Annotated in this window: 20 protein-coding genes and 1 pseudogene; 15 read left to right on the forward strand and 6 right to left on the reverse strand. The window is 69.7% G+C overall.

All coding sequences use genetic code 11. The features are described 5' to 3' along the window. Positions 1–326: 326 nt before the first annotated feature. Positions 327–1,742, reverse strand: coding sequence for an amino acid permease (locus ACZ7P3_RS26455; RefSeq protein WP_472085523.1), 1,416 nt, complete (start codon positions 1,740–1,742; stop codon positions 327–329). Positions 1,743–1,896: 154 nt separating this feature from the next. Here ACZ7P3_RS26455 and ACZ7P3_RS26460 point away from each other — a divergent pair, with 154 nt between their 5' ends. Continuing rightward, positions 1,897–3,036, forward strand: a complete 1,140-nt coding sequence (locus ACZ7P3_RS26460; RefSeq protein ID WP_472085524.1) for a C45 family autoproteolytic acyltransferase/hydolase — start codon at positions 1,897–1,899, stop codon at positions 3,034–3,036. Between the two features lie 43 nt (positions 3,037–3,079). After that, the gene (locus ACZ7P3_RS26465; protein WP_472085525.1) at positions 3,080–3,979 is read left to right on the forward strand and encodes a MurR/RpiR family transcriptional regulator; all 900 of its coding nucleotides are present in this window, start codon (positions 3,080–3,082) and stop codon (positions 3,977–3,979) included. Between the two features lie 25 nt (positions 3,980–4,004). Here the strand turns inward: ACZ7P3_RS26465 and ACZ7P3_RS26470 are convergent, their stop codons facing one another. Continuing rightward, on the reverse strand, positions 4,005–5,249 hold the full coding sequence (locus ACZ7P3_RS26470; protein ID WP_472085558.1) for a pyridoxal phosphate-dependent aminotransferase: 1,245 nt from the start codon (positions 5,247–5,249) through the stop codon (positions 4,005–4,007). 439 nt (positions 5,250–5,688) lie between these two features. On the opposite strand from ACZ7P3_RS26470, the gene ACZ7P3_RS26475 reads away from it, so the two are divergent. Next, positions 5,689–6,252 (forward strand): FHA domain-containing protein, encoded by a 564-nt coding sequence (locus ACZ7P3_RS26475; RefSeq protein ID WP_472085526.1) that lies wholly within the window; start codon positions 5,689–5,691, stop codon positions 6,250–6,252. Positions 6,253–6,888: 636 nt separating this feature from the next. Here the strand turns inward: ACZ7P3_RS26475 and ACZ7P3_RS26480 are convergent. From ACZ7P3_RS26480 to dhaM, 3 genes are read right to left on the reverse strand one after another with little or no spacing between them, the layout of a single operon-like run. Next, entirely contained in the window at positions 6,889–7,452 is a 564-nt protein-coding gene (locus tag ACZ7P3_RS26480) for an ATP-binding protein (protein WP_472085527.1), read from the reverse strand. 42 nt (positions 7,453–7,494) lie between these two features. After that, positions 7,495–7,794, reverse strand: coding sequence for an HPr family phosphocarrier protein (locus ACZ7P3_RS26485; protein ID WP_472085528.1), 300 nt, complete (start codon positions 7,792–7,794; stop codon positions 7,495–7,497). After that, positions 7,778–8,170, reverse strand: a complete 393-nt coding sequence (gene dhaM, locus ACZ7P3_RS26490) for a dihydroxyacetone kinase phosphoryl donor subunit DhaM (RefSeq protein WP_472085529.1) — start codon at positions 8,168–8,170, stop codon at positions 7,778–7,780. Before dhaM ends, ACZ7P3_RS26485 begins: the two co-directional genes overlap by 17 nt. A gap of 61 nt (positions 8,171–8,231) precedes the next feature. Here dhaM and ACZ7P3_RS26495 point away from each other — a divergent pair, with 61 nt between their 5' ends. The 9 genes from ACZ7P3_RS26495 (at position 8,232) to ACZ7P3_RS26535 (ending at position 18,130) form a co-directional block, all read left to right on the forward strand. Continuing rightward, positions 8,232–9,011, forward strand: coding sequence for an IclR family transcriptional regulator (locus tag ACZ7P3_RS26495; protein WP_472085530.1), 780 nt, complete (start codon positions 8,232–8,234; stop codon positions 9,009–9,011). Between the two features lie 335 nt (positions 9,012–9,346). After that, the gene (locus ACZ7P3_RS26500) at positions 9,347–10,111 is read left to right on the forward strand and encodes an MIP/aquaporin family protein (RefSeq protein ID WP_472085531.1); all 765 of its coding nucleotides are present in this window, start codon (positions 9,347–9,349) and stop codon (positions 10,109–10,111) included. Continuing rightward, on the forward strand, positions 10,108–11,106 hold the full coding sequence (gene dhaK / locus ACZ7P3_RS26505; RefSeq protein ID WP_472085532.1) for a dihydroxyacetone kinase subunit DhaK: 999 nt from the start codon (positions 10,108–10,110) through the stop codon (positions 11,104–11,106). Before ACZ7P3_RS26500 ends, dhaK (ACZ7P3_RS26505) begins: the two co-directional genes overlap by 4 nt. A gap of 137 nt (positions 11,107–11,243) precedes the next feature. Continuing rightward, the gene (gene dhaL, locus ACZ7P3_RS26510; RefSeq protein WP_472085533.1) at positions 11,244–11,930 is read left to right on the forward strand and encodes a dihydroxyacetone kinase subunit DhaL; all 687 of its coding nucleotides are present in this window, start codon (positions 11,244–11,246) and stop codon (positions 11,928–11,930) included. After that, complete coding sequence (locus ACZ7P3_RS26515; protein WP_472085534.1) at positions 11,927–13,627, forward strand: phosphoenolpyruvate--protein phosphotransferase; 1,701 nt, start codon at positions 11,927–11,929, stop codon at positions 13,625–13,627. Before dhaL (ACZ7P3_RS26510) ends, ACZ7P3_RS26515 begins: the two co-directional genes overlap by 4 nt. A 3-nt stretch (positions 13,628–13,630) precedes the next feature. Then, the gene (dhaK, locus tag ACZ7P3_RS26520; protein ID WP_472085535.1) at positions 13,631–14,623 is read left to right on the forward strand and encodes a dihydroxyacetone kinase subunit DhaK; all 993 of its coding nucleotides are present in this window, start codon (positions 13,631–13,633) and stop codon (positions 14,621–14,623) included. Between the two features lie 57 nt (positions 14,624–14,680). Then, entirely contained in the window at positions 14,681–15,334 is a 654-nt protein-coding gene (gene dhaL, locus ACZ7P3_RS26525; RefSeq protein ID WP_472085536.1) for a dihydroxyacetone kinase subunit DhaL, read from the forward strand. Between the two features lie 315 nt (positions 15,335–15,649). Continuing rightward, positions 15,650–17,686 carry a sensor histidine kinase gene (locus ACZ7P3_RS26530; protein WP_472085537.1) on the forward strand — a complete coding sequence of 679 codons (2,037 nt, stop codon included), beginning with the start codon at positions 15,650–15,652 and terminating at the stop codon, positions 17,684–17,686. A gap of 222 nt (positions 17,687–17,908) precedes the next feature. Beyond that, positions 17,909–18,130 carry a TetR family transcriptional regulator gene (locus ACZ7P3_RS26535; protein ID WP_472085559.1) on the forward strand — a complete coding sequence of 74 codons (222 nt, stop codon included), beginning with the start codon at positions 17,909–17,911 and terminating at the stop codon, positions 18,128–18,130. On the opposite strand, the gene ACZ7P3_RS26540 is transcribed toward ACZ7P3_RS26535, so the two are convergent. Further along, entirely contained in the window at positions 18,131–18,868 is a 738-nt protein-coding gene (locus tag ACZ7P3_RS26540) for an SDR family oxidoreductase (RefSeq protein ID WP_472085538.1), read from the reverse strand. It lies immediately after the preceding gene. A gap of 92 nt (positions 18,869–18,960) precedes the next feature. On the opposite strand from ACZ7P3_RS26540, the gene ACZ7P3_RS26545 reads away from it, so the two are divergent. From ACZ7P3_RS26545 to ACZ7P3_RS26555, 3 genes and pseudogenes are all read left to right on the forward strand, one after another. After that, a complete protein-coding gene (locus ACZ7P3_RS26545; RefSeq protein ID WP_472085539.1) occupies positions 18,961–19,848 on the forward strand; it encodes a LysR family transcriptional regulator in 888 nt (295 codons plus the stop codon). Positions 19,849–20,026: 178 nt separating this feature from the next. Further along, positions 20,027–20,407 (forward strand): annotated as a pseudogene (locus ACZ7P3_RS26550) (Ku protein); the annotation flags it as partial. Between the two features lie 113 nt (positions 20,408–20,520). Beyond that, positions 20,521–20,772: a hypothetical protein gene (locus ACZ7P3_RS26555; protein ID WP_472085560.1), complete on the forward strand. Its 252-nt coding sequence runs from the start codon at positions 20,521–20,523 to the stop codon at positions 20,770–20,772. Positions 20,773–20,879 lie beyond the last annotated feature (107 nt).

The raw sequence follows: 20,879 nt of genomic DNA on the forward strand, positions 1-20,879 counted from the left end.
GCCCGTAACTTCATTCCAAAGCGTGTCGAGAAGCCGCTCGCACAGAACAGCGAGGAGCCCCGTGCCTGACGCACTCACCGGCGCCGCCGCACCGGTCATCCGGCTACGTGCTGTTCGGCGGGAGGCCGTGGCATTCTCGCTCTGCGCTGGCTTCACTTCTCCGGCCCGAGTCGGCGCCAATGGATGTTCGAGGGGGAGCCGGGGCTGTGGGCCTGCGCAGGTCCGCACCGGGGCCAACTCGGGCCGGAGTTGAAACAGCAATCATCTGGGGCCCACTGGCGCCGGAGCACCTGGGCCAGGCCAAGCCGAGAAGGCCAAGGCCGTAGTCAGACGAGGGTGCGTGAGTGTGCCGGTTCGGCAGCGGTCTTCGAGTGCCGGGCCCGCTGGGTGATCAGTCCGGCGACGGCGGCGACGGCGGTGACCAGGAGGGTCAGCAGGAGCGATCGCCGGCTTCCGGAGTCGGCTGCCATGCCGGCGATGATCGCCAGGAGTGCCGCCAGGACGAGCAGGCTCAGCCAGGGGTAGGCCCACATGCGGACGGTGAGGGCTTCGGGCCGCTCCCGCATCAGCCGGGCACGTCCGCGCAGGTGGGTGACCGTGATGCACAGGTAGACCACGACGGCGACGGCGCCGGAGGAGTCGAGCAGGAACTGGTAGACGGCCGTGGTGGGCAGGAAGTAGTTGGCCACGACGGTGAGCAGTCCGATGCTGGAGGCGGCGAGCACGGCCGGTGCGGGCACACCGAGCCGGGTGGTGCGGGCGAACAGCGCCGGGGCCTCGCCTCGCTCGGCCAGAGAGTGGAGCATCCGGGAGGAGGAGTAGATCCCGGAGTTCAGGCAGGAAAGGACGGCGGTGAGCACGATGAAGTTCATCGCGGTGCCGGCGAAGGGCACGCCGAGGTGGCCCAGGACGGCGACGTAGGGGCTGTCGGTGACGGCGGTGGAGTTCCAGGGCAGCAGCATCACCACGACGGTGATCGAGCCGACGTAGAAGAGCAGGATGCGCCAGACGACGCTGTTGATGCCGCGCCGCACGGCCTGGGCGGGATCCTTGGCCTCACCGGCGGCGATGGTGACGACCTCGGTGCCGAAGTAGGAGAAGAAGACGACCAGCGATGCCTGGAGCACGGCCAGCCAGCCGTTGGGGGCGAAGCCGCCGTGACCGAGGAGGTTGGTGGTCCCGGGGGCGCCGGTACCCGGGAGCGCGCCGAGCACGGCGGCGAGTCCGATGAGCAGGAAGGCGATGATCGCCGCCACCTTGATCATGGCGAACCAGAATTCGAAGGTGCCGAAGGACTCGACGCGGGCGAAGTTGACCGTGATCAACGCGACCATCAGGACCAGCGCGGCCAGCCAGGTGGGTATGGCGGGCAGCATGTGGTGGGCGACGGCCGCACCGGCGATGGCTTCGAATCCGACGGTGATGCACCACTGGTAGGCGTACAGCCATCCCACCGACAGTCCGGCCCAGGGGCCCAGCTCGCGGCCTGCGTAGCTGGAGAAGGAACCGGTATCCGGCTGGGCGACCGCCATCTCGGCCAGCATGCGCATCACCAGGACGGCCAGGGCGCCCACGGCGGCGTAGGCCACCAGTACGGCGGGCCCGGCTTGGCGGATGGCGCTGCCGCTGCCGACGAAGAGACCGGCGCCGATGACGCCGCCGATCGCGATCATGGACATCTGCCGGTTACCCAGCGCGCCACGCAGCTGGGTAGAGCCGTTGCTGTGAGCGGAAGGTTTCATGGGGGTCCTGACCTTGGGGAGAGGGGCGGGAACATCACGATATGCAAGCAGAGTTGCAGGATGTAGTATCGGTGCAATTAAATTTACGTCACGGGTTGCGGCAAGCGCGTCCACACAAACGGTCGGCGGTGCTCAACCGGCTGGAGGTCGGAAGATGGCGGCAGGCATCCGTGAGCAGGAACTCGCCGGGCTGCGGTGGCTGGTCGTCTCCGGGGAACGGACGGAGGTGTTCCGTGCCCTCGGCCGGGCGGCCCGTGCCGATGTCCATGCGGTCCAGGACGCCCTGCCCGAACGCTCCGCGCTGCACCGTTGGGCGGCGACCGAACGAGGGCGGATCAGGGTCGGCCGGCTGCTCGATGCCACGGGCGCCGCGTGCGGCCGGCAGCTGGCCGAGCTCCGCGCCCTCGCCGCCGGCGCCGGCGCGGACTTCCACGACCTGCTGCTGGCCAACCTCCGCGGCGATCTCGGAGTCGACGACGGCACCGGCTGCACGGACCTCGGCTGGCGCCGGACGCGTTCTTGCGTTGCGCACAACGAGGACGGGGCGCCCGCACTCGACGGTCGGCTGATGCTGCTCACCCTGCTCGTCGACGGGGATGTGCCGGTGACGGTCCAGTGGTATCCGGGCTTCCTGCCCGCCAATACCTTCACGGCCACCGGCAACGGCCTGGTCTGGGGCATCAACCACGTTCAGGCCGCGTGTCCGGCCGACGCCCCGGGACGGCACTTCGTCGCCCGCGCCCTGCAGCAGGCTTCGACCCTGGACGCCGCCGTCGACCACCTGCGCACCAGCCCCAGCGCCGGAGGCTTCGCCTACACCCTGGGCGACCGCGCCGAGGGCCGGATCGTCGTCGTGGAGAGCGTCGCCGGACGGACCGCCGTGGTGGAGGCCGACCCGGTCCACCGCCCCCTGCAGTGGCACACCAACCACCTGCGCCACCTGCCCGAACCGGCGGACGCGCCCATCACCGCCGCAGCCGTGAACGACGGCGCGCGGGCGGCCCGCAGCCTGGGCCAGTTCGAGGAGAGCGTCGCTCGCGGCAAGGTTCTGAGCGATCTGCCGGTCCCGGCCGGCGACCCCGGCGCGCAGTGGTTCCTGGACATCCTCACCTCGGCGCCGCTGCCCCGCGGGGTGCACCGCACGGCCGCGGGCACCGACCCGCTGATGACCCTGTGTTCAGTGGTGGCCGACCTGACCGCCGACCGGATCACGGTGCGCGGACCGGCCGGGAAGACCGCTGAGATGGCGCTGTCGGACTTCGCACAGGGGCGTGCCGACGCCGCCACCGGGTGACCCCGAGGCCGCAGCACGGCCGTTCCGAGAGAGAATTCCTCCCATGGCCACAGCATCGCGGCGACCTCCGCGGACCTACGACGAACTCGTCGCCACACTCCACAACCCGGCGACGCCGCTGACCCGCTCCCAGCGGCTCCTGGCCGACCGCGTCATGGCCGACCCGGAAGGTGTGGCGTTCATGACAATTTCGGACCTGGCGTCCGCCGTCGGCGTCAACGAGGCCACCGTGGTGCGCTTCGCCACCAGCATCGGCCTTGAGGGTTACCCCGGGCTGACCGGACTGTGCCGGGAGCACCTGCGCGAACAGGTGCACCTGCTGCGCCGCTACGACAACCTGGAGCAGCTGGGGGCCGACGGCGCAAACCTGCTTCAACAGGCGGCCGCGCTGGAAGGGGCCAACATCGCCCGCACCTTCGCCCGGATCGACCCCGAAACCTGGGAGGCCGCCGTCAAGGCGCTGGCCGAGGCCCCCCGCGTCCACGTCATGGGCCTGCGCAAGTGCCACGCCCCGGCCTATCTGCTCGGCTACCTGCTGCGGATGCTGCGCGAGGACGTCGAAACCGTCACGCTGGGTGCGGGCACGCTCACCGACGACCTGCGCCGGGTCCGCGAGGGCGACTGCTTCGTGACCATCGCGATCCGCCCCTACAGCACGGAGACGGTGCGGGCCGCGGCCTGGGCCCGAGCGCGCGGCGCCCGCTGCGTGGCACTGACCGACAACCCCTCCTCGCCCCTGGCCTCCTCGGCCGAACAGGTCTTCTTCGTAGACGCCTCAAGCCTGTCGGTGCTGCGATCGCTGACCGCGTTCACCGCGCTGATCCAGGCGCTCGCCACCGGGGTTGCCCAACTGCGCGGGCACCAGGTGCGTTCGACGTTGCTGCAGGAAGAAGAACTGCTGGAGGAGTTCGGCGCCTACGCCCCGGACACACCCCTGCCGTGAGCCGCCGAACCGGCGGACGCATGCGTCAGTCCCGTGCCGTCAACGCGGCGAGCGCACCGCGCAGGTGCTCCAGGGACGCCGCGATCCATGGCAGCCGCAGCGGGTCGTCGCTGCGCAACGCCGCCCAGCGCTCCGCCTCGGACTCCCCGTACAGCAAGCTTGTCGCCACCCGGGTGCGCAGTCCGCCGACCGCGTCCCCGAACGCCTCACCGGCAAGCACGCCGACCCCGCCATCCTCCAGCAGGGCTGCGGCCAGCCCCGCACCGGTGTCGATGCCCCGGGCGGCGAGGACCGGCCGTACCGGCTCGAAGTCCGGGTAGAGGTAGAAGCCCGCCTCGGGACGGCGGCAGACCGCACCGGCCGCAGTGAACCGCTCGTACACCGCCGCCGCGACCGTCGCATGCAGCCCGCGAGCGGCACCGACATGGTCCAGCACCTCGGGCGGCTCCTGGAGGATGTACGTGGCGGCGGCCTGCATCGGCGCCGCCAGGCTGGACCACACCTCACTGGCCACCCCGACGATCTCGCGCATCAGCCGCTCTCCCCAGGGGCCCGACGGCACCCGGGCGAACCCGATGCGCCAACCGCCCAGAGCCATCGACTTGCTCAACCCACTGGTGACAACAGTGCGTTCGGGCAGATAGCCGACTGCGCTGGGAGCCTTGCCGAAGTGGCAGAGTTCGGCGTAGATCTCGTCGCAGACCACTGCCAGACCGTGCCGCTCGGCAATCCCACAGACCGCACGCAGGTGCTCCTCGCGGGCGATCGTCCCCGTGGGGTTGTCCGGCACCGTCACCACCAGGACACCAGGGTTCGCCCCGGCCGCGCGCGCGTCGGCCAGCGCCTGCTCCAGCAGCTCCGGGTCCGGAACGCCGCCCGCCTCCGCCGGAACCGGGACGCTGACGGTCCTCTTGCCCACCAGCGCCGTCTGGGCCGCGTAGCTGACCCACGCCGGGCACGGCAGCACCACGTCCCCCGGCAGCGCGGCGAGCAGCGCGAACAGCAGCGCCTTGCTGCCGGGGGCGAACAGCACCTGCTGGGCTTCCGTCTCCACTCCACGCCTGCAGAACCACCCGGCAGCGGCCTCACGGGCCTCCTGCGACCCGACGACCGCCCCGTATCCGTTGCGCCCGGCTGCCGCAGACAACACCTGGGCGAGCGAATCCGGCACCGGCAGCCCCGCCTCACCGAACCCCAGGTTCAGCACCCTCTCTCCTGCCGCCCGGCGGGCCCGCAGTGTCTCGTTGATGGCCAAGGTCGCCGAATGCATGGTCACGGCGCCCCACTCTCCTCACAGGGATCGGCACGGCAGCGCAAGCACGACTGCAGAAAAATAGTACATGCAAATTTGTTTGCATTCGAGGTCGGAGGCCCGCCCGGATTCCCGAAGATCCGGCTGATGGCGCTGGTCGGGGTGCGGGACCCGCGCAGTGGGCCTGGCTGCGTTCGGGTCCCGCCGGCGTGCCCGGCCCTGGAAGACGGCCCCTGCCTCTCCTGGGCCAAGGTCCGTGCCAAGCATCGCCGTGACGACCCACAGGCAGGTGACCTGGGTGCAAGGCCGGTACGACCGGGAGGGACAAGCGGCTGTTTCCCCGCAGGGGCGTTGGCGATCTGGTATGCGCAGGTGGGGGATCGAATCGGCGTCCGCGGCCTTGAAGGTCACTCAGCACGCCGCGGGCCGGGTCCTGCGCTCACACAGCCTGCGCGGCGTGGAGCAGAAGGTCTACGTCTACCTGACGACACGCCAGCTTGCGGGTTCTCCAGGACAGGCCGTCGACAACGTCCGCAGGCAGCACCCCGCACTCGACTGCATCGACGACCCGATCGCCGCCGTCCAGACGCAGACCTGCTGTCGCCCCGACAACGATCTGGTCGTCCGCGAGGACGACGTCTCCTGGCACCACGCCGAATCCCGCCTTGCTCCCGCCGGCCACCAGGTCGTGGACTTGGGCACGCCGCACGGTACCTACGTCAACGGCCATCGCGTCGAACGGGCCCGGCTGCGGCCGCACGACACCGTCACCATAGGCCGCAGAGCGTTCAGACTGATCGGCGACCGACTCAGGGACTGTGGCAACGCGGAGGAGCCGTCGTTGAGCGCCCGCCGACTGACCGTCAGGGTCAAACACATGGACCCGAACGGGCCGGGCAGCTGTCGCTGCGAGAACGCACCAGCCAAAGACCGACCGGACGATTCGTTCACGTGCGCGCCGGACACGAGGTTCAAGGGCCGCCGCCCGTGCAAGCCATGCAGGCCCCCTGGCAGCCCGTGAGGGCTTCCCCGATGTGCCCTTGGCCCGGCCTTGAGCGGCCTCCATCCCTGCACGGCCCCTCCAGTCGGGCCGTCCCCCCTCTCACGTACCGCCCGCAGCAACGTGGCCGGTCATTGTGAGTCGCCGCGGCCACCCCGATGCCGAAGCCGGCCACGAACCCGCTGGGCACCTGAGCCCACAGCGGCAGGGTGAGCGTGTCCAGGGTGGTGGTGTGCGTGACCATCGGGGCGGCGGCCATGAGCACCATCAGCGCCGCAGGCACCTTGCAGAGGCTGTGCATGCGCACTGCCCACGTTGCTCCGGCCCACGCACCCGGCAGGCTCCCGGCGAACAGGCTGGCTGCGACAGGTCAGTGAGTCGCCACCTCGGAGGCTGAGGCCGCCGCCAGACGGGCGGACAGTGCGACCAGGACCATGATTGGGCTTATTGCCTTGTTCAGGATGACCGCGGATGGTGCGGCGAACCCGAAGCGGCTGATCAGCAGCGGTAGCCGGAACCGCGCTACCCAGGCCGACCATTCTGCCCAGCACGCTGATGGCCGCTCCCGCTCCGGACGCCAAGGGCGCCGGACGTGCGGGGGCGAGGTCCTTGTCAGTGGCTGCAGCGGGCATCCTCGCTGGAAGTCGTTCCTGGCCGCTACGGCACGTCCCCAGCTTCGGGGACAGGCCTTTCCGACGTTCCACGGAGACGTGCGGCTGTCGTGCCACGGTGGTCAAGCCCCATCTGGAGAACGGCCCATCGGGTGGTCCTTTCGGGGTGGCGGGATATTCCGTGTTGTGCGGAGAGGGCCGCGACGATGTCGGTCCCGCGACCGTTTTCCCTGTGGTCGACGGGGTGGGGGTCGTGGTGTGTTGGGTGTCGTTGGGGTGCCGGACCCGTGTCGGCGAGCTCGATGCGGAGGGTGCGGCGGCTGCCGGCCTCGGGCAGGGACAACCGCAGTACTGCCGGGGGCAGTGCGTGGACGATCGCGTTGGTGGTCAGCTCCGAGATCACCAGGAGGGCGTCGTCCACTGTCGGTGCGGGCACGCGCCATAGAGTGAGGACGGTGCGTGCCCGGCAGCGTACGGCGGAGACGGCCTCGGGAATGTGCGGCACCATACAGATGTGCTCGAGCCGCGAGGGCGTGGCCATATGGGCGTCAGACGTGCTCGTGGCGGGGACGCTCATCCTCGGCCACCTCCACTGGTCTTTGCTTCTCATGTCGGAAGCAGCGGCTGGTTTGGTGCCGCTGGTGGCGTCGGGTTACTCGGCGGTGGCGAGGATCTGGGTCAACGCCGTGACGGCTTCTTCGGCGTCATGGCCTTCGGCGCGGACGGTCACGGTGCTGCCGACAGTGGCACCCAGACCCATGACGGCGAGGACACCGGTCGGATTGACCGTCCGGTCGGCGTACTGCAGTTGTATGGCGCTGGTGAATGCGGCTGCGGCCCTGGCGAGTTGGCCGGCGGGCCGGGCGTGGAGGTTGGCGGGCAGGACGATGGCCGTCTCGTGTGTGGGTGCGGTCGTTGTGCTCGTGGTGGTGGGGTCAGAGCTTGTGGACATGGCGGGCCTCCCTGGCGGCCTCGGCGACGGATTTCAGGTCGGCACCGGATGCGGCGGTGACGACGGCTGCGACGGCTCCTTCGACGAAGGGCGCGTCGACGATCAGCACGTCTGGGCGCGGGTGGTCTTCCAGGACGGTGCGGGCGGTCAGCACGGAGCTGCCGAGGTCGGGCAGGACGACGACGCCCTGGCCGCGGTCGACGCTGCGGATGGCGGCGAGGACCAGGTCGTAGCTGGTGCCGACCCGACCGTCGTCGGTGCCTCCGGCGGTGGCAAGGGGGACGGTGTCGGAGCCGATCTGCTCCACCAGCAGGCGAAGGCCCGCGGCGAGCTCGGCGCTGTGGGACACGAGTACGATGCCGACAGATGTGCTCATGAACAGCTACAGTAAATCTCGGAACGCTGTTCATCAATAGTGAATCAGGGAGAAATTTTCGATGGTGCAGGCGGTACAGCGGGCGGTGCAGATCCTGAGGGAGCTCGCGTCCACCGGGCCCCGGCTGGGCGTGACCGAGCTGGCAGACCGCCTGGGCGTGGCCAGGCCGACCGCGCATGCGCTGCTGCGCACACTGGAGGCCGAGGGGCTGGTGGTGCAGGACCGGGACAGCTCGAAGTACCAGCTCGGCCCGGACCTGGTGCAACTGGGCAACGCCTACCTGGACACCCAGGAGCTGCGGACCCGCTCGCTGACCTGGGCGGACCAGCTTGCGAACCGGGCGAATGAGGCGGTCTGGGTGGCCGTTCTCAGCGGTGACCACGTCCTGGTGGTGCACCATGCCTTCCGGCCCGAGGGTGCGGTGCAGATCCTCGAGGTGGGCGCCAGCATCCCGTGGAGCACGTGCGCCCTGGGCAAGGCCATCGTGGCCTTCGTTCCGGCCGGCGAGCGTGAGCGGCTGCTGGCGGGTGAGCCGGCCGTGCTCACCGGCGCCAGCATCACTGACGCCGAGGAGTTGGCGGGTCAGTTGAAGGAGGTTCTCAGGACCGGGTATGCGATCGAGGACCAGGAGTCGGCCATCGGGGACGCAGGCATCGCCTCCCCTGTTTTCGACCGCTCCGGCGAGGTGGTCGGCGCTCTCGGCATCGTCGGCCCCGTCGAGCGACTGCTGGATGAATCCGCACGTCAGGAGCTTGCGGTCGCCGTTCGGGAGACCGCCCGCAACCTCTCCCGCGACCTGGGTGCCCCCCGCGGGGCAGCCGCACGCACTGCCATGACCTGACCTTCCCCCGCGGACGGGCGGCGGCCATCCTCCTTCCCTGCCCCCCGCCTCTGTTCCAGGCCCCTCGGCTCGCCGCCGTGGGGCTTTCTTCATGTCGGCGGAACCCGAGCGTTTGCCGAACCTCTTGACAGGCCGGAAACGCAGCCTTAATTTTCGGAACAGCGTTCATCCATGGTGAATGACATGCAGCCGAAGGCTCGATTTGCCCGGCTTCCCCTGAGCGGCCGCCAGGTTGCCCCGACCCTGATCAACCTGGCGGCTACCTCCCTTCACAGCCCGCTCCACGCGCAGGAGGTGAGACGCCCAAGCCGCCGCTTCGGCGGTGGGCGCCTTTCATGGAAGAAAACACCTACCCACAGAAGCTTGTGGCCGAGATGCTGGGCACCGCGATGCTGGTGTTCATCGGCGTCGGTTCAGTCCCCGCAACACTCATCGTCAACGGCAAGGCCCCGTTCACCTTCGCCGATCTGGGCATGATCTCGCTGGCGTTCGCCACCGTGGTCATCGCGATGGTCTACGCGATCGGCCACATATCCGGCTGCCAGATCAACCCGGCCATCACCCTGGCACTGGCCGCGACAAGGAAGATGCCCTGGCGGGACGTCCCCGGCTACGTCGCGGCCCAGGTGGCCGGGGCGGTGCTGGGCGCCCTGGCCATCGTCGGGGTGCTGGGGAAGAAGGCGGTCGACGTCGGCCTCGGCATCGCCACCTACGGCAGCGGAGTCGGCGCCGACCAGGCGTTCTTCGCCGAAGCCATAGGCACCTTCATACTCGCCTTCATCGTCTTCGGTGCCATCGACCGCCGCGCGGCGGGTGGCTTCGCCGGTCTGGCCATCGGCCTCGGCGTGTTCGCGATCATCATCCCGGTGGCGCCGGCCACGGCTGCGTCCATCAACCCTGCCAGGACGCTCGGTCCGATGATCACCGGCCAGCTTTTCGACGGCACCGTCCACTGGAACCAGCTGCCGGTCTACCTGGCCGCCGAAGTGCTCGGCGCGGTTGCCGCCGGATTCCTCTACGTCGCCCTGAACGCCCGCCGCGGCGTTGCCACCGATGTGACGGCCGAGCCGGTCGCCGCTGCTGAAGGAGCCCTGTCGTGAAGAAGTTCATCAACGCCCCCGAGGCGGTGCTGGCCGAGGCACTGTCCGGGATCGCCGCCGCCCACCCCCGACTGAAGGTCGACGCGGAGAACAAGGTGATCTCCCGCGCCGCGGGTACCAAGCCGGGCAAGGTCGCCCTCGTCTCCGGCGGCGGATCCGGGCACGAACCCCTGCATGGTGGCTTCGTCGGACAGGGCATGCTCGACGCCGCCTGTCCCGGCGAGGTCTTCACCTCGCCCGTGCCCGGCCAGATGCTGGCCGCGGCCCAGGCCACCGACGGCGGCGCGGGCGTGCTGTTCATCGTGAAGAACTACACCGGCGACGTCCTCAACTTCCAGATGGCCGCCGAACTGGCCACCGAGGAAGGCATCGCCGTGGAGACCGTCCTGGTCGACGACGACGTCGCCGTCCAGGACTCCACCTGGACCGCCGGGCGCCGAGGCACCGGAGCCACCGTCTTCGTCGAGAAGATCACCGGCGCGCTCGCCGAGCAGGGCGCCGACCTCGCCGCCGTGGCGGAGATGGCCAAGCGGGTCAACGCCGCCTCCCGGTCGTTCGCCGTGGCGCTGACCGCCTGCACCACCCCCGCCTCCGGCACGCCCGGCTTCGACCTGCCCGAGGACGAGATCGAGGTCGGCGTCGGCATTCACGGTGAACCCGGCCGCCGCCGTGAGAAGCTCCGCCCCGCGAAGGAGATCGTGGCGACCGCGCTGGACGCGATCCTCACTGACCAGCCCCTCGACGCCGGTGACGAGACCATCGTCATGGTCAACGGCCTGGGCGGCACCCCGCTCATCGAGTTGTACGTGATCTTCAACGAGGTTGCTGCCGCACTCGCCGACAAGGGCGTGTCCATCGCCCGCAGCCTCGTCGGCAACTACGTGACCAGTCTGGACATGGCGGGTGTTTCCCTCACCGTGTGCAAGGCCGATGCCGACATGCTGTCCCTATGGGACGCGCCTGTGAACACCCCGTCGCTGCGCTGGGGTATCTGAACCGAGCCGGGGGCGGGGCCACGCGCGACGCGAGGGCTGGGCCGGCGCCTTCCCGCTGTCCGCCCGCCCGGATCGCACCCCTCGCGTCTTCCCCCCGCCCCCGGCTCACCCAACGCCCGGCCAGCCCCGTACCGACCATGACGACCAGCCCCGTACCGACCATGAACGGAGACTCCGTGGACACCGACCTCGCCCGCACGTGGGTGCAGGCCATCGCAGCCGCCGTGGACCAGCACAAGGACCACCTCACTCAGCTCGACTCGGCCATCGGCGACGCCGACCACGGCGCCAACATGCACCGCGGCTTCTCCGCCGCCGTCACGGCCTTGGCCGACTACGAGCCGGACACCGTCGGGGCCGTACTGGCCAAGGCCGGTTCCACCCTCATCTCCACTGTCGGCGGCGCCTCCGGGCCGCTCTACGGCGGCGCTTTCCGTGCCATCGGCAAGGCTCTGGACATCCCCGTCGCCGACGCACAGCAGTTGGCCGCCGCACTGGCTGCCGGCCTCGCGAGCATCCAGAAGCTCGGTGCGGCCGCACCCGGCGACAAGACCATGATCGACGCCTACGCCCCCGCACTGGCCGCCTTCCAGCAACAGGCCGACGCCGGAGCGGACTTGGGCGCCGCGGCCGTAGCCGCGGCCGACGCCGCCGAAGAGGGCATGCGTGCGACCACGCCGATGCAGGCGCGCAAGGGCCGTGCGTCCTATCTCGGTGCCCGCAGCATCGGCCATCAGGATCCGGGCGCCACCTCCACCGCCCTGGTCTTCCGTGCCCTCGCCGAGACGCTGGGGTCCCTCGCCGAGCCGCTGGGGGCCCGGTGACCGACCGCCGCACCTACGCCGGGCATGTCGCCGCGCCCGGCATAGCCCTCGGTGTCGTCCACCGCACCGACCGGCCACTCACCGCAACGGTGTTGCCCCGGCGCGCCGGCGGCGACCCCACGCAGCAGATCACCGATGCCTTCGACGCCGTCGCCGCCCGCCTGCTCGACCTGTCCGCCTCGCTGCGCGAGCAGGGCAAGGACGAGCAGGCCGACATCATGGAGGTCAACAGCTACATCGCGCAGGACCAGGATCTGCGCGACCAGGCCGCCAAGAGGGCGGACGACGGCGAGCCGGTACCTGTTGCCGTGCGGCTGGCCATCGACGCCTACGCCGGAACCATCGCCGCCCTGGACGATCCCACCCTTGCCGAACGCGCCGCGGACGTCCGGCAGGTCGGCCGCCGCGTCCTGGCTCACCTCCACGGCGAGACCGGCCCCAGCCCTGACCAGCCCCTCGTCCTGGTCGCCCACGAGATCGGCGCCGCCGACCTGCTGGAACCCGGCCAGACGGTGACAGCAGCCATCTCCGTGACCGGCGGCCCGAATTCGCACGCTGCGATCGTTGCCCGCTCGCTGGGCATCCCGTTCCTCCTGGGCGTCGATGCCGAACTGCTCGAACTGTTGGACGGGCAGGAGGTCCTGCTCGACACCAATCAGGCCGGCGCGGTCGTTCACCCCGACGACGAGGAGCGCACCAGGGCTCTGCGAGCCATGGGGGCCGCCCGAGCGCGCAGACTCGCCCTCGCCGAAGAGCGTCACCTGCCCGCCGAGACACTCGACCAGCACCGCATCGTTCTGCGGGCCAACGTGGCCACCTTGGCCGAGGCCCGCGCGGCCGTGACCACGGCAGCCGAGGGTGTCGGTCTGCTCCGCACCGAGCTGCCCTTCCTCAACCATCCCGCATGGCCCACCCGCGATCAGCACGCAGCCACCCTCGTCCCCATCCTGCGCGCTCTCACCGGGCAGGCCGTCACAGCCCGCACGCTCGACTTCGCCGACGACAAACTCCCGCCGTTCCTCGCCCGCATCCAGGGCGCGCGGCTCGGCCGCGGTCTTCCCCTCATGCTCGCCCAACCGGACGCCTTCGCCGACCAGTTCCGCAGCCTGCTCAGCGCCGGAGCCGACACCGACCTGCGCATCATGATCCCCATGGTCGCGAGCGTCGACGAACTACGCGACTGCCGACGCCTCCTTGAGGCAGCGGCCACCGAAGCCGGCGTACCGGTGCCACCCCTGGGCATCATGGTGGAACTCCCCGAAGCCGTCGCCGCCGCCGACGACCTCGCCCGCGAAGCCTCCTTCTTCTCCATCGGCAGCAACGACCTCACCTGCCAGATCCTGGGCCTGGACCGGCGTGACCCCACCGCCACCCCCGCCATGGCGGCACACCCCGCCGTACTCGACGCCATCGCCCGCGTCGTCACCGCCGCCCACCGCCACGGTCGTCAGGTCTCCGTCTGCGGTGACGCCGCCGCACACCCCCTCGTGACACCTCTCCTGATCGGCGTCGGCTGCGACAGCCTCTCGGTCGGCCCAGCCGCCCTCGACGAAGTCCGGGCCCGCATCCGCAGACTCCGCCACGACACCTGCGCCTCCCTGGCCGACCTCGCCCTGACCCGCAAAACCCCAGAAGAGGTCTGGCACCTTGTCGAGCAGTGCTGCCGGCCCTCGCTGCTCGGAGAAGAAGGGGCCTGAACCGTGAAGAAGCTCATCAACTCACCCGATGAGGTGCTTGCCGATGCTCTCGTCGGTGTGGCCGCCGCGCACCCCTCGCTGACGGTCAACATGTCCGACCGCTACATCGCCCGCGCGGGCGGGCCGACCCCGGGGAAGGTCAGCCTGGTGTCAGGTGGCGGATCCGGGCACGAACCGCTGCACGGCGGGTTCGTCGGGTACGGGATGCTCGATGCGGCCTGTCCCGGTGAGGTGTTCACCTCTCCCGTGCCGGACCAGATCCTCGCCGCCACGCGGGCGGTTGACGGCGGGGCCGGGGTGCTGCACATCGTGAAGAACTACACCGGAGACGTGCTGAACTTCCAGATGGCCGCCGACCTGGCCGCCGACGACGGCGTACGGGTGGAAGGCATCGTGGTCAACGACGACGTCGCCGTGGAGAACAGCACCTGGACCGCGGGCCGACGGGGCACCGGGGCGACCGTGTTCGTGGAGAAGATCGTGGGTGCGGCCGCCGAGCTCGGCGCCGACCTGGGCACGACCGCGGCTCTGGGCCGGGAGGTCAACGACCGCTCCCGTTCCTTCGGGGTGGCACTCACGCCGTGCACGGTGCCCGCGTCCGGCAAACCCGGTTTCGAGCTGGGCGAGAACGAGGTCGAGCTGGGCGTCGGCATCCACGGCGAGCCGGGTCGCGCCCGCGGCAGGCTCGCCTCCGCCAGGGAGATCGTCGGTGTCGCACTGGACGCCATCCACGCCGACATGCCGCTCTCGGGCGACGTGCTCGTGATGGTCAACGGCCTGGGCGGCACCCCGCTGATCGAGCTCTACGTGGTGTATGCGGCGGTTGCCGAGCGGCTCGCCGGCCACGGCGTGAGGATCATCCGCAACCTGGTCGGCAACTACGTCACCAGCCTGGAAATGGCCGGGTGCACGATCACCGTGTGCCGACTCACGCCACAGCTCACCCATCTGTGGGACGCCCCGGTCGTGACCCCCGCACTGCGCTGGGGACACTGAGCAGCCAGGGCCATCGACGCCAGACCGTACGCGATCGTGCGAGGGAGAGGGACGACGATGGACGCGAGCATGTTCCGGGCCTGGATCCATGAGGCCGCCCGATCGGTGACCGAGAACGCCGATCATCTGACCCGCCTCGACTCCGCTGTCGGCGATGCCGACCACGGCATCAACATGCGCCGTGGCCTGCAGGCGGCGGTGGCGATGCTGGACGAAACCAACCCGTCCACCCCCGGCGCGGTGCTCGCCACCGTCGGCCGGGCATTGATCAGCAAGACCGGCGGGGCCTCAGGACCGCTGTACGGCACCGGGTTCCGGCAGGCCGCGCGGATCCTGGGCCAGGAATCCGACGTCTCCGCAGCACAACTCGGGACGGCATTGGCAGCCGCCGTCACCGGCATCCAGCGGATCGGCGCCGCGCTGGAGGGAGACAAGACAATGATCGACGCCCTCAGCCCCGCCGTGACCGCCTACCAGTCCGTCATCGACACCGGCGGCGACCTCGCGGGCGCCACCCGCGCGGCGTACGACGCCGCCGTGCGGGGCCTGAAGCAGACCGCCGACATGCAGGCCCGTAAGGGCCGCGCGAGCTATCTCGGCGCCCGCACCATCGGCCACGAGGACCCCGGCGCGGCGTCGACCGTCCTCATCCTGTCCGCCCTCGCCACCGTCAGCTCGGCGGGCGGTCGGCGCGCCGAGGGCCACCGGTAGGCCCTGCACATGGTTGGCCCCCGGCGGCAAGGCGGCCTCGCCGCCGGCACAGACACGGACAACCACGCCGTCGACGCCGCCGACGCATAGTTCGCGTCCGCAGACACCTGCCAGTGGACGTACGAGGCCATGGCCTCATTCATCGACGTCACGTTCATCACGACACGACAAGCGCATTCGCGCGATGAGCGGAGCGTCCGCGACCTGTGGACGCTCCGCTGAATCGTGCATGCCAAAGGCGGGGAGCAAGTGGAAGGGCAAGTGCAAAGACAACGGGCAGGCAACCAGAGGCGGTTCGCCCCGGGCAACTGGGGCGTGCGCACCCAACTGCTGGCCGTGGTGGTCATCCCGATCGTCACCGCGCTCGTACTGGGCGGTCTGCGGGTCGGAACCGCCGTGCAGACCGCACAGGACATCAACGACACCAGTCAGCTCGTTCGTGTCGTCGACAAGGGAACAACACTGTTGCAGCAGATCGAGGACGAACGCGATCTCACCGCCCTCTACGTTGCCGCAGGGCGTACAGGTGGCACCAGCCGACTCGACCGGCAGCGCTCCAAGGTAGACGCGGCGCTGGCCCGGGTCCGTGCCGAGGACGCTCATGTCCGCCGCGAGACGAACCCCGCCCTGGCCACCCAACTCGCGCTGCTCGACGCCTTCGACCGAAAGGTGACGTCACTGCGCTACAGGGTGGCCCAGTCGACCATGCGCTGGCCGACCGTGATCAACGCTTACACGGCATTGATCACCGACCTCGCCAACGCACTTGACCTTCTCACGCCCGACATCGCCGGCCAGGCCCTCGTCATCAGGGCCGGCGTACTCAAGACCTTCGCCCAGGCCACCGAGAAAGCGTCTCAGCAACGCGCACTGCTCAGCGGTGTACTGGCCCAGGGACGCTTCGATGCGAACGAGACCCAGAGCGTGACCCTCGCCAGCCAGCAGCAACAGGCGTCGATCGACCATTTCCTGTCCAGCGCGCCGCCGGCCCAGCGTCAGTTCTACGAGCGCACCGTCACCGGAAAGGACATCAACAAGGCCGACACGCTCCAGAAGCAGGCACTCGCCCTGCAGGGCACCAGCCGCCCCAGCCTCGACGCCGGCACGTGGTTCGACACCATGACGAGCAAGCTCGACCTGATGCGACTGGTCGAGAAGCAGCTCGTCGGATCAGTTGAGAAGGAAAGCCTGCGTGAGCGGCACGAGACCGAACGCTCAGTGTTCATCGCCGCGCTCGTCGAGCTGATGCTTCTCCTGTTCACGTTCGGCGTGACGTACGTCCTCGTACAGTCGATTGTCCGCCCGCTGCACACCCTGCACGCCTCCACTCTCGATATCGCACAGCGCCGCCTGCCCGAGGTGGTCCGGTTGCTGCGGGGCTCCAGAAACGAGAAAGTGAAGGCCATCGAGGTCGAGCCCACGGCCATCGACTCGACCGACGAGATCGCCGGTGTCGCTCGTGCGTTCAACGACGTCTATCGCGACTCCGTACGGCTGGCGTTCGAGCAAGCGCAACTGCGAGGCCGCATCAACTCGATGTTCGTCAACCTCTCGCAGCGCAGCCAGGGCCTCGTGGAACGGCAGCTGGAGCTGATCGACCGTCTGGAGAAAGGCGAGCAGGATCCCGACGTGCTCGCCAGCCTCTTCAAGCTCGACCACCTGGCCACCCGGATGCGCCGCAACGGGGAGAACCTCCTCGTTCTCGCGGGCGAGAAGGCGGGCCGCCGCTGGAGCGCCCCGGTCCGGCTCGTGGATGTCCTCCGGGCCGCCATCAGTGAGATCGAGCAGTACCAGCGCGTGCAGCTGCGCGGACTGGTCACGGCGGACGTCGACGGCCGGGCAGTGAACGACATCGTTCACCTCATTGCGGAGCTGCTGGAGAACGCGACGACGTTCTCCTCACCCGACACGCAGGTGCTCGTCACGTGTCAGCTGCTGTCCGGCGGCGGCGCAAAGGTCGAAGTCCAGGACAACGGCATCGGCATGTCCACCCAGGACCTCGAGGAGGCCAACGCGAGGCTCCTGAACCCCCCAGTGGTCGACGTCGCGGTGTCGCGGCGCATGGGCGTGTTCGTCGTCGGTCGGCTCTCTGACCGCCATGGCATCCGCGTCCAGCTCCGCGGGTCGTCTCCCCACGGAGTCACAGCAGCAGTCATGCTGCCCCAGCAACTGGTCCGGGAACACGAAGATCACATGGATCCTCCCGGACTGTCAGCCAGGTACACCCCGGAAGGACGCCTCACCGGCTGGCGCAACTACGACACGACCGAGCAACTCGACGAGAACGCGTCGGCCAAACGAACGCACCGGACACGCCATCACGGCGCCCGCTCCAGCGGCACCATGTCCTGAACGCGCCCGCACCGATGCAGCGGCGGCCCGTCACTCGGATCCTGGCACCCCCTCCGCTCACACAAACAGCCTCAGGGGAGGAGTCCGGGGCCGGTCGGAGCGCCTCCAGGTCAGAGAGGTAATGCTGTTGTCCCAGGCGGACGGCCCCGCACGTTCCAGGAGGAGGAGGCTCTCGACGGCGCGGTCGAGGTCTTCCGGCTGCACGGGTACGAGGGCGCGTCACTGGCTGATCCCACCGAGGCGATGGGCGTCAACAAGCCCAGCCTCTATGCGGTGTTCGGGTCCAAGGAGGAGCTGTTCCACCGGGCGATCCACCCACCGCTATGCCGAGCGGGACATGGCCTACGCGCGCGCCGCCCTGGCCGAACCGACGGTTCGATGAGAACGCTCGGTCCGAAATTCTCAGTGCATCTGGTTTCTGTGGAATCCACGGCGGGTTCGTGATCACCAGGGGACGACGCCGTCGTCCTCGAAGAAGGAACCGTTCGGGCCGCCGTCGGGGAGGGTTGCGAGCCGGATCGGGGTGGCTGCGCCCTGTGCGGGGGTGCGGGGTCCGTGGAAGCCTGTGAAGTCGGTCGCGACCAGGCCCGGGCAGGCGGCGTTGATGAGGATGTTGGTGCCGGCGAACTGCCGGGCGTACTGCAGGGTGAGGGCGTTGAGGAAGGATTTCGACGGTGCGTAGGCCGCCATGACGGGGCCGATCTCGGTGTCCGGGTCTGCCTGTCGGGTCAGGGAGCCGACGCTACTGGAGACGTTGACGATGCGTGGGGAGGCGGAGCGCCGCAGCAGTGGCAGCATCGCGTTGGTGACCCGGACGACGCCCATGACGTTGGTGTCCACGACGGTGCGGAGCACTTCCAGGTCGAGCGTGGTCGGCTCCTGTAGCCATCCCGGGCCCATTTCGCCCGGGATGCCGGCGTTGTTGACCAGGGCGTCCAGGCGTCCGGCCAGTCGTTCGATCAGTTCCGCGGCGGCGGTGACGCTGCGGTCGTCGGTCACGTCCAGTGGTACCCCGAACGCGTCCACGCCGGCGGCGCGCAGTTTGCCGACGGCGGTTTCGCGTCGGGTCGCGTCGCGGGCTCCCACACCGACGCGGTAGCCGAGGCTGCCCAGTCCGGCCGCGATCTCGTAGCCGATGCCCTTGTTCGCGCCTGTCACCAGCGCGGTGGTCGTTTCGCTCATGCTGATGATGTTGGCCCGTGGGCGGGTGGTGCGGCCAACACCGGTACGGTGCTCTGTCATACCCGGCGGGTATCACCGCGTATGCTGCGGCCGTGGACACCCTGGAGACCCGCGAGTTGAGGTACTTCGTGGCTGTGGCCGAGGAGTTGCACTTCGGGCGCGCCGCCGAGCGTCTCGGCATGGCCCAGCCGCCGCTGTCGCGGGCGGTCCAGCAGCTCGAACGGCGCCTGGGGGTCTGTCTGCTGGAGCGCAACCGCCGTGGTGTCCGCCTGACCGGTGCCGGGGAGGTGCTGCTGCAGGAGGGCCGGGCGGCTCTCGACGCGGCCGCTGCCGCCGTCCGGCGCACCCGGCGCGTCGGGGGTGCCGACAGTCCTGGCGGCCCCCGCGGTCGGCTGGTCCTCGCGGTGAAGGCCGCCGCGTCCCACGAACTGCTGCGGAAGCTTCTCGACTCCTACGCGGCCGAGCCCGACAGTGCCGAGATCGAGGTGCTGCCGTGCGGCATTTCCGAGCAGGAAGAGCTGCTGCGCGACGGACGCGCTGATGTCGCGCTCATGCACACGCCGTGGAACTCCCTCGCCGGGTTCGACAGCGAGGCACTGGCGGCCGAGGGGCAGGTTGCGGTCCTGCCTGTCGGGCACCCCCTCGCCGCCCGCGCGACCTTGTCCCTGGCCGATGTCAGGGACATCCCCGGTCTGCCGCTCGCCCGCTGGCCCACCCACGGCACCTACGCACCCGGCCCGGGCCCCGAGATCCACAACCAGACGCAACTGGCCCAGTTGATCGCCCTCGGACGCACCGTGGCGGTCGTCCCCGACTCCGCCCGCTCCTGGCTGTGGGCCGAGCACGCGGCCGTTCCCCTGGCCGACGCACCTTCCGTCGTGACCCACATCGCCTGGCCCGCGCACAGCCGCTCCCTCGCCCTGGCCGGCCTGGTCCGGACGGCCGCACGGCTATCGCCAGGTCAGAACGCGAAGCAGTGAGAATCCGACAACACGGATGAGATCCGGTGAGAATTCGTCAGCTTCGGTGCGACAGGACAAAAAGCAGATCTCAGATCGACTGCGCAAATGCAGTCAGGGTGCAGCCAGCCCTGAGGCTGTGCAGTGAAATTTGAGACCCTACACTGGCGGTGCTCGGGGCTACAGCGGAGGTTGTGCCATGCCCCGAACCATATGGAGCGGCGCCATCAGCTTTAGCCTCGTCACGGTGTCGATTGACGTGGTCGGAGCCACTGAAGATCACTCGATCCGATTTCACCAGTACCACCTCGAGGACATGGGCCGGGTGCGGGTACGTAAGGTGTGCGAGCTGGAGTACCGCGAGGTCAGCCAAGACGAGATCGGCAAGGGCTACGAGCTGACCAAGACACAGGTCGTTCCGATCACAGACGAGGAACTGCGGAACCTGCCGCTGCCTACGGCGAAGGCCATCGAGATCGACGCGTTCGGGCCTCTGGACTCGATCGACCCCATGCGCATCGCCGAAGTCCACTACCTGCAGCCGAGCGGCCAGGTAGCGGCCAAGCCGTACAAGCTGCTCGCCCCGGTGGACCGCGGGAAAACGGGCAGCAAACACCACCTGATCTGCGACGGCAAGGGCACCCGTTCAAGGTCATCACCACCGCGGCCGACGTCAACGACGTCACCCAGACCCTGGCGCTGGTGGACGGCATCACGCCGATGGCCGGCAAGCCCGGCAGGCCCCGCCGCAGACCCGATGCCCTGCTCGGCGACAAGGGATACGACAGCAACCCGAACCGGCGCGAGCTGAGCAGGCGCCGCATCCACAAAGGGGATGCAGAAACGGTTCCGGCACCCTGGTTCCACTCGGCGTGGCGGAAGTCCGCGAGTCCTGGCAACTCGCCCCGCCCTGTCCCCGCCGACCATTTCGCATCCACGCAGTGAGCTGGTGGCAATGGCGGCGCAGGCGCCAAGCCGGGGGCCGCCACTGCCGCTACCGGAGACGAGCCCACTCGTTGCAGGGGTGATCCGGCAAGACCGCCCCTGACCCG

This window comes from Streptomyces sp. NPDC107581 (genome assembly GCF_055657175.1).